This is a genomic window from Halomonas sp. KO116, assembly GCF_000734975.2.
Classification (GTDB): domain Bacteria; phylum Pseudomonadota; class Gammaproteobacteria; order Pseudomonadales; family Halomonadaceae; genus Vreelandella; species Vreelandella glaciei.
Genome location: NZ_CP011052.1, coordinates 2,002,311 through 2,015,721 on the forward strand (window position 1 = coordinate 2,002,311; position 13,411 = coordinate 2,015,721).

General features: G+C 51.6%; 16 protein-coding genes. 9 read left to right on the top strand and 7 right to left on the bottom strand.

Translation table 11 applies throughout. From position 1 onward, the window contains the following. The first annotated feature begins 97 nt into the window (after nt 1–97). The gene (gene rho / locus KO116_RS09245) at nt 98–1,054 is read left to right on the top strand and encodes a transcription termination factor Rho (protein ID WP_052703754.1); all 957 of its coding nucleotides are present in this window, start codon (nt 98–100) and stop codon (nt 1,052–1,054) included. A gap of 56 nt (nt 1,055–1,110) precedes the next feature. On the opposite strand, the gene KO116_RS09250 is transcribed toward rho, so the two are convergent. After that, on the bottom strand, nt 1,111–2,307 hold the full coding sequence (locus KO116_RS09250; RefSeq protein ID WP_035557128.1) for a DEAD/DEAH box helicase: 1,197 nt from the start codon (nt 2,305–2,307) through the stop codon (nt 1,111–1,113). A gap of 175 nt (nt 2,308–2,482) precedes the next feature. Further along, nucleotides 2,483–2,944, bottom strand: a complete 462-nt coding sequence (gene soxR, locus KO116_RS09255; protein ID WP_035557130.1) for a redox-sensitive transcriptional activator SoxR — start codon at nt 2,942–2,944, stop codon at nt 2,483–2,485. Nucleotides 2,945–3,053: 109 nt separating this feature from the next. Between soxR and KO116_RS09260 the strand changes: the two genes are divergently transcribed. The 4 genes from KO116_RS09260 to KO116_RS09275 all read left to right on the top strand — a co-directional run bounded on the left by KO116_RS09260 (nt 3,054) and on the right by KO116_RS09275 (nt 5,366). After that, entirely contained in the window at nt 3,054–3,479 is a 426-nt protein-coding gene (locus tag KO116_RS09260) for a VOC family protein (protein WP_035557132.1), read from the top strand. A gap of 284 nt (nt 3,480–3,763) precedes the next feature. Next, nucleotides 3,764–4,189 carry an N-acetyltransferase gene (locus KO116_RS09265; RefSeq protein ID WP_035557134.1) on the top strand — a complete coding sequence of 142 codons (426 nt, stop codon included), beginning with the start codon at nt 3,764–3,766 and terminating at the stop codon, nt 4,187–4,189. A gap of 168 nt (nt 4,190–4,357) precedes the next feature. Next, a complete protein-coding gene (locus tag KO116_RS09270; protein WP_035557137.1) occupies nt 4,358–4,780 on the top strand; it encodes a replicative DNA helicase in 423 nt (140 codons plus the stop codon). A 94-nt stretch (nt 4,781–4,874) separates the two neighbouring features. Further along, nucleotides 4,875–5,366: a DUF1456 family protein gene (locus KO116_RS09275; protein ID WP_035557139.1), complete on the top strand. Its 492-nt coding sequence runs from the start codon at nt 4,875–4,877 to the stop codon at nt 5,364–5,366. A gap of 41 nt (nt 5,367–5,407) precedes the next feature. Here the strand turns inward: KO116_RS09275 and KO116_RS09280 are convergent, their stop codons facing one another. After that, the gene (locus KO116_RS09280) at nt 5,408–6,151 is read right to left on the bottom strand and encodes a class I SAM-dependent DNA methyltransferase (protein ID WP_035557142.1); all 744 of its coding nucleotides are present in this window, start codon (nt 6,149–6,151) and stop codon (nt 5,408–5,410) included. A gap of 338 nt (nt 6,152–6,489) precedes the next feature. Here KO116_RS09280 and KO116_RS26190 point away from each other — a divergent pair, with 338 nt between their 5' ends. From KO116_RS26190 to KO116_RS09295, 3 genes are all read left to right on the top strand, one after another. Next, entirely contained in the window at nt 6,490–6,711 is a 222-nt protein-coding gene (locus KO116_RS26190; RefSeq protein WP_327050451.1) for a DUF4019 domain-containing protein, read from the top strand. A 180-nt stretch (nt 6,712–6,891) separates the two neighbouring features. Then, entirely contained in the window at nt 6,892–8,241 is a 1,350-nt protein-coding gene (locus KO116_RS09290; RefSeq protein WP_035557145.1) for an NfeD family protein, read from the top strand. A 75-nt stretch (nt 8,242–8,316) separates the two neighbouring features. Next, entirely contained in the window at nt 8,317–9,105 is a 789-nt protein-coding gene (locus tag KO116_RS09295; RefSeq protein ID WP_035557148.1) for a slipin family protein, read from the top strand. A gap of 52 nt (nt 9,106–9,157) precedes the next feature. On the opposite strand, the gene KO116_RS09300 is transcribed toward KO116_RS09295, so the two are convergent. Together KO116_RS09300 and KO116_RS09305 are read right to left on the bottom strand one after the other, a co-directional pair. Further along, nucleotides 9,158–9,757 (bottom strand): YqaA family protein, encoded by a 600-nt coding sequence (locus KO116_RS09300; RefSeq protein ID WP_035557150.1) that lies wholly within the window; start codon nt 9,755–9,757, stop codon nt 9,158–9,160. 9 nt (nt 9,758–9,766) lie between these two features. Next, entirely contained in the window at nt 9,767–10,585 is an 819-nt protein-coding gene (locus tag KO116_RS09305; protein ID WP_035557152.1) for a DUF1206 domain-containing protein, read from the bottom strand. A gap of 236 nt (nt 10,586–10,821) precedes the next feature. On the opposite strand from KO116_RS09305, the gene KO116_RS09310 reads away from it, so the two are divergent. Next, nucleotides 10,822–11,613 (top strand): AraC family transcriptional regulator, encoded by a 792-nt coding sequence (locus KO116_RS09310; RefSeq protein WP_045812110.1) that lies wholly within the window; start codon nt 10,822–10,824, stop codon nt 11,611–11,613. Here the strand turns inward: KO116_RS09310 and KO116_RS09315 are convergent. Together KO116_RS09315 and KO116_RS09320 are read right to left on the bottom strand one after the other, a co-directional pair. Beyond that, nucleotides 11,599–12,204: a LysE family translocator gene (locus KO116_RS09315; protein WP_035557154.1), complete on the bottom strand. Its 606-nt coding sequence runs from the start codon at nt 12,202–12,204 to the stop codon at nt 11,599–11,601. The two genes, KO116_RS09310 and KO116_RS09315, sit on opposite strands and share 15 nt — an antisense overlap. A 103-nt stretch (nt 12,205–12,307) precedes the next feature. Then, nucleotides 12,308–13,228, bottom strand: a complete 921-nt coding sequence (locus KO116_RS09320; RefSeq protein ID WP_035557157.1) for a glutaminase — start codon at nt 13,226–13,228, stop codon at nt 12,308–12,310. Nucleotides 13,229–13,411 lie beyond the last annotated feature (183 nt).

A 13,411-nucleotide genomic window follows, 5' to 3' on the forward strand; every position in this document is an offset into this window, starting at 1 on the left:
ACCGTAACGATGCGACCGGCCAGTTGTCTATGATCCAGCTATTTTATAAATTTATTACTCTATAAATTCAGGTTATTCAAGGCGATACATTGATATTATGACGAGAAAAACACTAAGTCTGAAGACGAAAAAAGAGATAGATACCAAGCCCGCCGAAGAAGCTGAAGATCAATTCCCTGATGATCCCGAAAAACGGTTCTTAAATGGCGTTGCCATTCATCCTTCCCCTCGCATTTATTTAGAGCCTGGCTCTCAAGAGCGTACGGTGCGAGCGATGGATTTGATTACGCCCATTGGGATGGGTCAACGAGGGTTGATTGTTGCGCCGCCGGGCTCTGGCAAAACGACGATGTTAAAACATATTTGTCAGGCCGTGGCAGACGCGCATCCTGACATAAAGCTTTATGCCTTACTGATTGATGAGCGCCCGGAAGAAGTGACCGATTTTAAGCGCAGTGTTTCGGCAGAAGTCCATGCATCGTCTTCAGACGAAAGCTACACACACCATGTGCGTATGGCCGATAAGCTTCTTGAGACGGCTCGTAAGCAGGCAGGCGAGGGTCATAATGTGATGATTGTGATCGATTCTTTGACTAGACTCTCGCGCGTCCATAATGCCGAGCAGCGAGGCAATGGCCGTACGATGTCGGGTGGGCTGGATTCCCGAGCGATGGAAATACCCCGAAAACTGTTTGGCGCCGCGAGAAAGATCGAAAACGGCGGATCGCTCACCATTCTGGCCACCGTGCTGGTGGATACGGGAAGCCGTATGGATCAGGTGATTTTCGAGGAGTTCAAGGGCACGGGCAATATGGAACTGGTGTTATCCCGGGATGTGGCCAATCAACGAATTTTCCCTGCGATTGATATTGCCAAAAGCAGTACTCGTCGAGAAGAGCTTTTGATTGATGCAAAAGATATTGAAAAAGTAAGAACGTTGCGTAGAGGTTTGACAACGCTTAAGCCAGTAGAAGGCGCGCAGAAGTTGCTTGCGTTATTGGATAAATATCCCACTAATGCCGAGCTATTAGATGCGTTTTTACCAGATTTGTAAAATATCGGTAATAAAAGAAGCTCATCTTTTTAAAAGGTGAGCTTCTTGGGTAATTTTTAACGATTATTTTTTTTACTGTAGTTCAAGTTTGATTCAGGTACTGCTTTGCGAACCGGAAAGCCAGCAATCTCTTTGCGCTCAATAATACTTTTTAAACGTCTTTCAATGGCACAAAGGTTTTTAAAGTCACTCATGTCTACCAACGAGATGGCTTCACCTGAGGTGCCCGCGCGGCCGGTTCGGCCAATGCGGTGGATGTACTCTTCTGGCTTAAAAGGTAAATCGTAATTCACCACCCGGCTCAATTCATCAATATCCAAACCTCGCGCGGCAACTCCCGTGGCGACCAAGTACTTTAGCTCGCCAGATTTGAACTGGGCCAAAATCTTTTCGCGCATGGCTTGGCTTCTATCGCCATGAATGGAGTCCGCTGTGATGCCGCGTTTTTCCAGCTGAGCAACAAGCTTGGCCGCATTGTGTTTTTTCTCGGTAAAAATAAGCGCCTGATCCCACTGTTGTTCGTTAATTAAGTGGCTCAACAAGGCGGACTTAGTGTCTTTGTCGACTGTAATTAGCCATTGTTTGACATTAGCGGCGGCGCGGACGTTGGGAGAAATGGATATTTCAGCCGCCAGATCGGTCATCTTGCTATCGGAGAAATCGTAGGCCAGCGCCCGTACGTCGTCTGTGATGGTGGCCGAAAACAGCAGGTTCTGACGGTTTTCAGGTAAGCGTTCAATGATTTTATGGATATCGTCGGCAAAACCCATGTCGACCATTCTGTCCGCTTCGTCCAATACCATGACTTTAAGTTCATCAAAGTGCAGCGCACGCTGATGGGCCAAATCGAGCAATCTGCCCGGCGTGGCGACCAGAATATCGACGCCTTCGATTAGGCGCGCTTTTTGAGCTTCCGTATCCACACCGCCATACATCGCCATGGAGGTTAAGTGCGTGTGTTTAGCGTATTGAGCCACGTTGGCTTCGACCTGAACCGCTAACTCACGGGTGGGCACGAGAATCAGCGCACGTATGCGTTTTCCCCGTAACGTCCCCGCGTTGCTGAATCGTTCTAATAGAGGCAGAACAAAGGCGGCGGTTTTGCCTGTGCCTGTTTGTGCGGTGGCGATTAAGTCCTTACCCGAAAGAATGGCAGGAATCGCTTGTTCCTGGATGGGCGTTGGCGTTTGGTAACCTAGTTCGGTAATCGCTTGTACAAGAGGAGGAGATAATCCTAGTTTTGCAAATGGCATAAGGCGCCCTGACAGATTGTCGTAAGGTGTGTCGAAAATAAAAGATGAGGCAGTATAAGGTAAAAGCAGCCGACCTCTGAAGCGGAGGCTGATTGAGGCGCTAGAAGCCAATCCTTTGGCGTCACAATTCTAACATCAACTACCATCAGGCGGTTTGTGTACGTTAACTGGTCTATCAATCCAACCCAGCCCGCTGCTCAGCCTGATCCAAAAGCACTGGCCCGCTACCGAGCTCAGCCAGCTTGTCATCCGGGTTATAAAGTGGGCAACTGGTCATGCTCAGACATCCGCAGCCGATACAGCCTGCCAGGTTATCACGCAGCTTTTGCAGGTAAGCTATACGGCCATCAAGCATTTGCTGCCAATTTTTTGAAAGCTGTTGCCAGTCTTCCACCGTCGGCGTGCGGTTATTGGGCAGTGATTTAAAAGCTTGTTTGATCTCTTCCAAGCTAACGCCAACTTTCTGTGCGGCTTTAATCACCGAAATCCGTCTTAGTACTTCCGGTTTATAGCGGCGCTGGTTGCCCGCATTGCGCCAGCTTTGGATCAAACCTTGTTGCTCGTAAAAGTGCAGGGTACTGACCTTAATACCGCAACGCTTAGCGACCTTACCGACACTCCAGATTGTTTCTGCCATTACCTATCCCATGCCTTAATCTTTTTTGCTATTTTTTCGCAAAAACTGCTTTACCTCAAGTGAAGTTGAGGTTTTATCCTTCCATTTCACTTAACGCAAGGAGACTCTTATGTACTTGGAACACGTGAATCTGGTCGTTGATGATATGGATGCCATGTTGGACTTTTACCGCGCCGTATTCCCACATTGGCGGGTGCGCGATGAAGGCTATGGCGAGTGGTATGGCAAACCTCGCAAATGGATTCACTTTGGTGACGATGAGCATTACCTGGCGTTAAGCGATCATGGCGAAGGGGAGAACCGCGATCTGAAAGGCCACAGCGTAGGACTGGCCCATTTTGCCTATGTGACTGATAACCTTGATGCCGTTGTGGCTAGGTTAAATAACGCGGGTTATGCCATCGCCAAACCCGGCGCGACGGAGCCGTTTCGCAAAAATGTCTATTTTGTCGACCCCGCTGGGTTTGAAGTGGAGTTTGTCGAGTATCTGAGCGACATCCCGGCTGAGCGAAATTTAAACCGCGATGCCCAGTAATAAGCAGGTCAGCGCCCTACGGGGTGCTGACCGGTGAACAATTGAGATTTTCCGCGCCTAAAAATATTGTTGAATAATCTGGTAAAATCCCTTTTTGCTTTCGGTAGGAATTGAAGGAAGCGACTTCATCTTCCGAAAGAAACAGATTTACCTTAAGGAAGGCAACGCATTTCCGCCTTATTTTATGAAGCTGCCTAGCCCTGGATAGGTTTGCACCGGCACCAGGGCTAGGCAGCTTTTCAGTAACGCCTTTGGCGCCGATGACCCTCATTAGGAACATCTAGATGATTCGTGAATACCGAGAGGCGGATATTGAGCATATTTTGGATATTTGGCTTTCAGCATCGATTAAAGCTCACTCCTTTGCTGGGTCAGAATATTGGCAGTCCAAAGTTAGCGAAATGCGTGATGTATACATCCCTGCGTCGGAGACCTTTGTCTATGAAGCGGATGAGCAGATAGCAGGGTTTTACTGCCTCTATGGAAATACGTTGGCAGCGGTTTTTGTGTTACCCAGCCTTCAAGGCCAAGGGATAGGGTCAGCGTTGATGGATGATGCCAAGAGCAGAAGGTCGTGTTTGCAGCTCAGTGTTTACAGCCAGAATGCCCTCAGTATCAATTTTTATAAGCAGCATGGCTTTATTTCATTAGGTGAGCAGATTGATGAGCAAACGGGGCAACCTGAGTTCATCATGGAGCATTACTGTTAATAGCGATCAGCGGTCTGGTCTTGCTACAAAAACCGAAAAATGAACGCCCGTAGCGCTATCCTCAAAGGGTATAATGTCACCGGCCACGGTGAGTTGGCGGTTCCACAACGTTGTTTTGAGCAGGTTTTTTGCTTGTTACTGTTTTTAATAGAGAAAAGGTAGTCGTTCATGATTAACACCAAAATATACAAAGCGGTTTACGAACTCGCTGAAAAGCTCATGAAGGCTGCTGATAAAGAGGATAGAGAGGCGTTTGACACGCTTTATGCGCAGTTGGAAGCGATCTGCACCGAGAACGAAAACACCGATAAGGATCACCCTGAGCAGTGGGAAACGTTGGCTGACTTCACGGAAGAACTGGATGAGGCGCTGGCTGTCTATGAAAAAGCCTTTGAAAAGGCCGTTGCAGTTAACTCGAAAGACCATATGTCATCCATCGCGTTCTCCATGGCGAAGCTGCAGGTTGAGCTTGGTCAAACTGATGCGGCGATCAACAATCTTAAAAAGGCCCAAGTCACTGCCAACAAGATTGAAGATGGCGAGCTTAAAGACGAAATTGATGAGCTGCTTGGAAAGCTGACATCAGGTTAGTTGTTAAGCTGCTGATGTTAGTGATATTGATGATAGACGTAGATGCACATAACGCCTGATTGTGCTGGGTTTGCCTAAGACTAGGGACACTATTTTGACCAATAATGATATTTTTCGCCGCATACGTTACACCTTTGATTTAAAAGACAGCACCATCGTGGATATTTTCACCTTGGCAGAAGTCAGCGTGGCTCAAGAGCAGGTCACTGCCTGGTTGAAAAAGGATGAAGACGACGCCTTTGTAACGATGAAAAACAGAGAGCTGGCGGCGTTTCTGAACGGCTTTATCAGCTTCAAGCGTGGCAAGCGCGAAGGCCCGCAGCCCGCGCCAGAGACGCAGTTGAACAACAACATGGTGTTCCAGAAACTGCGCATTGCCTTAAACCTGAAGGCTGACGATATTCTGGCTATTTTTGAGCTGGCAGGCTTCCGTATAAGCAATCATGAGTTAAGCGCTTTTTTCCGTAAGCCAAGCCACAAGAATTATCGCGAGTGCAAAGATCAGGTGCTGCGTAACTTTTTACTCGGCGTTCAGCGCCAACTACGGCCCAGTTCGAATGATTCAGATTCAGATTCAGAAGCCTGAATCGTTAGGGCAGAAGGTTAGCGCCGATGCGCTTGCAAGCGTTAACGCTTCACACAGACAAAAATCGCATTGCCCGAAACAGTATCCCACGGGGTGATGGTCTCGTAGTTATGCTCAAACACATGCACCTCAAAGTAAGGCGTTAGCAGGGCGGTTAGCTCTACAAAGCTCACCGCCACCATGGAGTGTTCGTCGTTCCATACTTGGGTGGCCCCGGCGCTGGTCTTTTCAATGCTGAGCCTTAACGCCTGCCTTTCACCGTGCCCACTGTAGTGCCACCCTGAGCGGAACGTGAATATATCGTCTGCTTGTTTGGCGCTGTGCTTAACCGATAAACCGTTATCGATTTTGTCTTTATCGACCGCGTTAAAACAGAAAATTCCGCCAGACTTGAGCGCGCGGTGCGCGCTAGAAATACACGCATCTAGCTTCTCAACCCCGTCGCTGTAATGGATCGAGTATAAAAAGCAGGTGATTAAATCGACAGGTTCGCTAACGTCGAACGTGCTCATGTCTTGCAAGGTGAACTGGGCTTCTGGGCAGCGTGAGGCGGCGATATCCAGCATCGGCTGATTGATATCCAGCCCGCCACTGGTGTAACCAAAATCAATAAAATGGCGCACGTGGGGGCCGGTGCCGCAGGCTAAATCCAGATGGGCGGTGCCGTCGTTACCGAAAAGCTGATGCAGCCGTCGAATGGCGTTGCTTTGTGCTTGGTAGTCGATGTCTACGCACATCAAATCGTAGTAGCCGGAAAGGTCGGTATAGAGGGCGTTGACGGACATGGTCGCCTAAAGGTGAGGGCTGGATAGGTTGGGTGGCGCATAGTAAACGAGCAGGTGGGGTTTGAGAAGCGCGGACCACGACAGGTGAATCCCTTTCTATCATTAGTCGCCGCTAGGCGGGATTAACGCTAAAGAAATTTCCCCAGCTTCCGATAATGACTTAAGACGCACAATTAACCCTGGCTGCCACAAGAGTTTGCTATGTCCAAAACAGTGACCTTTATCATTGCTACCTTGCTTCTCTTGCTCACCACGAACGCGCATTCGCACACCGATGCGGCTGAAGCGGCAGCACTGGCGTGGCTTGAAGCCATCGACAGCGGTGAGTATGAACAAGCGTGGGAGGCATCCTCAACGCTGCCCGGCGTGATTTTGGGGCGGTTGAGTCCAGGCGGCGAATACGTGTTATCCGTGAAACGTCTATGCCCGGCGCGCCTTTTGGTGATTATGCGGTGTTTACGTTCCAGACCCGTTTTGAAAATAAGCCTCAGATTACCGAAACTATCACGCCTCACCTAGAAGGGGGCGATTGGAAGGTAAGCGGCTATTACGTCAACTAACCAACTCCCAGCCAACCTCCTCGAACGTCCTTCCAGCCATCGCTGTTGCTTAGCATAGCCTCCTGCGGTTAGGCGTTATTACGCTTAACCGCCCGCTATCACGTTGTTCATGACGAAGCTCACTGCGGGTGCTACGTTGAGTAGATACCCTTGAGCGTATTGATAGCTGCTGGAGCGGATATGCACTCCCTTCCTCACAAATCGCACTGGCTGTGGCTGTTGGTGGCGGGATTACTGATGGCGGCGCTGTCGCTCACGTGGCAGGCCAGGGCACAAACTTCCCCCAGCGCTTTAATCCTCAATATTGAAGGCGCTATCGGCCCTGCGACCAAGGATTATTTTGAACGTGGTCTTCGTAAAGCCCGAGAGCAGGGCAGCGAAGTGGTGATTGTTGAGCTGGATACCCCTGGCGGGTTGGTTGATACCACCCGCGATATGATTCGGGAAATGCTCAATTCAGACCTACCGGTGGTGATGTACGTTTCCCCCAGTGGCGCGCGCGCAGCCAGCGCAGGCACCTATCTGCTTTACGGCAGCCACGTAGCGGCCATGGCGCCTTCTACCCATTTGGGCTCTGCGACACCGGTGCAAATGGGCGGCGGCGGGCTGACGGGTGATGATGAAGCGGGCGAGGAGTCTGAAGGCGAGCAGGAAGGCAGCGCCATGGAGCGCAAGGTGATTGAAGACGCGGTGAGTTTTATCCGCAGCCTGGCGGAGCGCCACGGCCGCAATGCGGATTGGGCGGAAGAGGCGGTGCGCGATGCGGTCAACCTCACCGAAAGTGAGGCCCTGGAGCAAAATGTCATTGATGTGGTGGCGCGCGACATTAATGACCTACTCGCTCAGCTTGACGGTATGACAGTGGTGATGGAGCGCGGCGAGGGTACATTGGCGACGGCGAATCTTGCCATTGAACGTTACGACCCGGACTGGCGTACTCAACTGCTCTCGCTGATCACCAATCCTAATGTTGCCTATTTCCTAATGATCATCGGTTTTTACGGGCTGATTTTCGAGCTTTCCAACCCCGGCAGCCTTTTTCCCGGCACTATTGGGGTTATCTCCCTGCTGCTGGCGCTGTTCGCTTTTCAAGTTCTGCCTATTAACTATGCGGGCCTGGCACTGATGGTGGTGGGAATGGCACTGATGGTAGGCGAGGCGTTCATGCCCAGTTTCGGGGTGTTGGGGGCGGGCGGCATTATCGCTTTTGTGCTGGGGTCGGTGATGCTGATGGATGCCGAACACTTGGCCATTTCGCTACCGCTGATTGGCGGTGTAGCCCTGATTTTTGGCGGCTTGATGCTATGGACGTTAACGCGCTTTGCAACGCTGCGGCGGCGTCCGGTGCACAGCGGTGCGGAGCAACTGATTGGTGCAACGGCGGTGGCGCTGGAGGATTTTGAGACCAACGGCCATGTACGCCTGCATGGCGAGCGCTGGAACGCGGTGAGCGATGCGCCCGTTAAACAGGGTGATGAGCTTGAAGTAGTGCGTCTTGAAGGCTTAACGGTACATGTGACGCCCCGGTGATGCCTGCGACGATGACGTGCTTTCCCCCATAACGAAACATCTGCAAAACGAGCCATCTGCAAAACGAGGTGCCCAATGATTATTTCGTATTTAGTCCCTGTGGTGCTGGTGGTGATGTTGATTGCTGCCTCCATTCGTATATTGCCGGAGTACAAGCGCGGCGTGGTGTTCTTTCTGGGTCGTTACCAGAAAGTGAAGGGGCCAGGGTTGGTCATTGTGATTCCTGCCATTCAAAAGATGGAGGTGGTGGATTTACGTGTGATCACCATGGACGTACCTGAGCAGGATGTCATTTCCCGGGATAACGTCACCGTTAAGGTCAACGCGGTGCTTTACTTCCGCGTGGTCGACCCTGAAAAGGCGATCATTCAAGTCGAGAATTTCACCCAAGCGACCAGCCAGTTGGCGCAGACCACGCTGCGTTCCGTGCTGGGTAAGCATGACCTGGATGAGATGCTCTCCGAGCGGGATAAACTCAACGACGATATCCAGGAAATCATTCATACCCAAACTGAAGCCTGGGGTATCAAAGTGGCCAATGTTGAAATCAAGCATGTGGATTTGGATGAGAGCATGATTCGCGCCATTGCCCGCCAAGCCGAAGCGGAGCGCGAGCGTCGCGCCAAGGTGATACACGCCGAAGGGGAGCTTCAGGCGTCTAAAAAGCTGGTGGAGGCCGCCAACGTGATGCAGGAAAACTCGGCCGCGCTACAGCTTCGCTACCTGCAAACCATGAGCGACATGAGCAACAAAAACGCCTCGACGATTGTGTTCCCGCTACCCATGGACATCATGGAGGCCTTCAAAGATATGAAGGCCAAGCATACGGCAGCAACGCCTGGTAAGACGCAGGATGATGCGTAAGCCAATGCCAAACGCGCATTGCTAAGGTGGGGCTGGATATTTCAACCGCCGGTTAAGCAATCAGCCCCGCCAAAGCCTGCATTCCCAGCGCCACCGCCAGCACCACTACACCCGCCACTAGGCTGGTTACTAGGGCTTGTTGCTTCCATAACAGCAGCACTCGGCTGCCAAAGCGGTGAACGAGCCAGGCGAGGCCGAAGTAACGCAGGCCGCGGGCAATTAACGCCGCTAGCGCGAAGAGTAGGACTGGGTAGCCGGAAAGGCCTGCGGTAATCATCGCGACCTGAAAGGGAATGGGCAGAATACCAATGGCTAAAATCGCGGCAAAACCATACTGATCGAAGAAGGTTTGGAACGACTGATAGCTCTGTTCCATGCCCATGAATTCAATAAACCAAGTACCTATCGACTGAAAAAGCAGCATGCCAACGCCATAGCCGACCAGCGATGCAATTAAGCAACCTGCGGTAGTGACCGTCGCTAAAAGCCAGATACGTTGTTTGTTGGCTGCCATCAGCGGGATCAGCACCAGCTCAAGCGGAATGGGCAGGATAATCGTTTCCAAAAAGGAGAGGGTGCCGAGTAACCACAGCATGTTCTTTGAGCCGTTAATACGCTCAAACCACTGCTTGGTTCGCGTTGTATTGGCCATTAGGGGGCGCTACATCTCTGGATTAATGCGGCGATAAATAGCCGCTAATAGGCTGTATAGGCCAAACGCGAAGAGCCCGATAGCGACAATGGCCAGCAACCATTGACCGTATGCTTGGCTGCGCAGCGCACTAAATACTTCAGCCGTACCGCCTGCTTGGTCAGGGTTAAACTGATAAGCGGCAATCAGAAAGAAACTACCTACGATGACAAATACAATCCCGCGAATGACTAAGCCAAAACGGCAGATGGGATAAGCCCACTTTTGGGTTTGGGGTGGCATCGCAAAGTGCTTGTCAAATTTGGCCTTATAACCCTTGAAGGCATGGGAGATGCCGACACCAATCATGACCAAGCCAACGGCCCCTACCAGCCAACGGCCAAAAGGCTGCTGCATCAACCAGCCTGCCACGCCCTGTGAGCCACCGCCTGACCCCCCGGAAGAGCCCGTAAATTGGAAGATGAGCGTGGCGGCAAAAAAGGCCAATAGCGTATGGGTAATCGCACTCGCTAATAAGCCTGCACGAATAGCTAAGCCTTTAGCACCGTTGCCGTGATGGTCGGCGTCTTTGACCGCTTGAATGGTGCGCCACATGGCGTAGCCAACCAAACCCACTGCGATGACACCTAATAGTATTTTTCCAAAGGGGGCGGTGAGGACTCTTTCTAATGCACCGCGGCTGCCTTCTGTTTGGCCACCTTGGCCAAAGGCTGCCAGCGCGGCAAGGCCACCCACTAACACATAAACGATGCCGCGGGAGGCGTAGCCCATGCGGGCGAAAAGCGTAATCGCATCACGGTGATCGGGGTTTTTCATACTATTAGCCATGGTGTCCTCCTGACTTGATATGGCGTTGCGAATTCCTATGCAAACTAGTTCATCTCGAGCTTTTTGGCGGCCCATACTGTGCGTGTGCTGTGCTATTGTCCAGTGTAGTTTCTGCAAAAAAGACGAGTCGCTATTTTTATTAATACGAGCAAACCATGAGTGCACCTTTGTCAATTAACAAGTCGTCAGCTACCACATCTAATACATCGACACCTGTCTTTTGGCGCGATATACGGATGCCATATGTGGAACTGCGCAAGATCAGCGACGCGCGACAAGTTTGCTATGCACCTCATAGCCATACGCATTGGTCGCTGGGGGCGGTTACCTCTGGTCAAAGCACCTTTTGCTATCGCGATGCGACACATCAGATTAGTGCGGGAGATATCGTTATGATGAATCCCCATTGGGTGCATGCCTGCAACCCCGTCGAGAACCAGCCCTGGGCGTACATGATGCTCTACGTCGATACCGAGTGGCTGAGTGAATTGCGTTACCAACTGGGCCTGTTGAATACGCCGTACTGGCAAGATATCGCTACCGCCGTCATTACCCAGCCAGCGCTTTATGCCGGGTACTGCGATATGGCCGCTTGTTTGCTGGACGAACAACGCGACATTGGCGATAAGCAAACGGCGTTAGTCGAGTACTTGTCTGCCACGCTGCAAGTACTTGCTCAAGAATCCCCCGCCGCATTGCCTCAAGCGCCCAGCACGCTAGAGTATGTCGCGGCTTATTTACGTGCCAATTATGCTTCCGATATATCGCTTGAGCGGCTATGTCAGCAGTCGGGCTATAGCGCTGGGCACCTGATTCGCGCCTTCAAACAGCACTTCGGACTAACGCCTCATGCCTACCTGATTAACCAGCGGATCCAGAAGGGACAGATAGCGCTAAAGCACGGGCAGCCTATTGTTCAAGCAGCTATGAACACTGGCTTTAATGATCAGCCACACTTTCAAAGAACGTTTAAGCGGCTGGTAGGAGCGACACCCAACCAGTACCGCTACCCGCTACTCAACCAGTAAGACAATAGCGCTAGCCGCCAGGCAGATAGCGAGTGCGCGGTTAACCGTTAGTAAGATGATAGGACGATGAACATAGGGTTTCAGAAAAGCGCCTGCGTATACCCAACTGGCTAGCGATATCCAACAAATAGGCAAATAGAGACCGGCAAACAGCCATAGCTGATAGGGGGCATCAGCACTGGTGTAGGCACCAATGCCAGCGGCAGACGCCAGCCACGCCTTGGGGTTGAGCCACTGCATCATGGCGCCTGTCATAAACCCTGGGGCTTTGACGCCGGCTCGCTCCTGCAAGCGCCCATCGTGCTGTAAAAGTTGATAGCTGAGATAGAGTAAAAACAGAATGCCTGCCCAGCGTGAAAACGTTTCCAGCAGTGGCACCACACTCAGCAGGGAGTAAAGGCCAGCGCCGATGGCTAAAAACAGTGCGACAAAACCCAGCGTGGCGCCGGTTACAAAAACAAGCCCTTTAGCGATAGGGTAATGCGTACCGCTACTCAAACAAACGATGTTGACCGGCCCCGGCGAAATAGACGCAGCAAGAGCAAATGCAGTCATGGGCAGAAGTGTAGGCAGCAGTAGTGTAGCGCTCATTGTCATTCTCCTTGGTAGTGCAAGGAGTTTGTAATGGTTCCTGTTGGCGGTATTGAACAAAATTGAGGTGAATGATTAAACCATTGCCTTTAACTCTTTGCTTTTAATGCCCAAATACCGACCAGCCTGTGTGCTGTACAAACATTTCAAGCGCCTGGGTGCCTAGCAAGCTGTTGCCGTAGGCGTCTAATCCTGGTGACCAAACGGCAATGGCGCCGTGGCCTGGGGCGATGGCCAGTATGCCGCCGCCCACACCACTTTTGCCGGGCAGGCCCACCCGAAAGGCGAACTCCCCTGAGGCGTCGTAGTGCCCACACATCATCATCAGTGAATTGATACGCCGTGCCCGCTGAGGGGCGACGACCCGAATGTTGCTGGGTTTATTGACGCCATCCGAAGCCAGGAACAGGCCAGCATGAGCGAGCTGCTCACAGCTCATCGCAATAGCACACTGATGAAAGTAGGTGCCTAGCACCTTATCGACGTCGTGGCGAAGGTGACCAAAGGCTTTCATGAAATGCGCTAATGAAGCATTACGGTCGCGGTGTGCCATTTCTGAGGCGGCTACCGCATGGTCAAAGCAAATGCTGTCGTCATCGGCGATATAGCGCACAAAGCTGAGAATTTCACCCAGCGTCTCTTTGGGTTCATGGCCCATCATGATCGCATCAACCACCGCAATGGCACCGGCATTGATAAACGGGTTACGCGGTTTGCCGCTTTCGTGTTCAAGCTGCACGATAGAGTTGAAGGGGTCGCCCGAGGGTTCACGGCCCACTTTTGTCCAAAGTGAGTCGCCCATCTGGCCTAGCGCGATCGTCAGCGTAAAAACTTTGGAAATGCTTTGGATTGAGAAGGGGGTGGTCGCGCAGCCCGCCGAATATACTTGGCCATCGACGGTGGCGAGCGAAATGGCAAATTGTTGTGGGTCAACATGGCCAAGTTCGGGAATATAGTCTGCGACCTTGCCACGTTCCTCTGCTTTCGCCATGGCGGCGGCAATGTCATCAATTAAGTCTTGCATGGGCTTAGTGTGCACTGTCAATAGAGGCGGGGCCTCACCCTAGCGGAAAACAAGTAGATTGTCTTTTTTGCATCACCGAAATAATAACGCTAAAACAATAGGTATTTGCCCACTATGCATTGAGCAAGATACGGGTCGGCAACGGGGCCTTGAGCGCTTAGGCTGCCATGATAAGCCCATAAT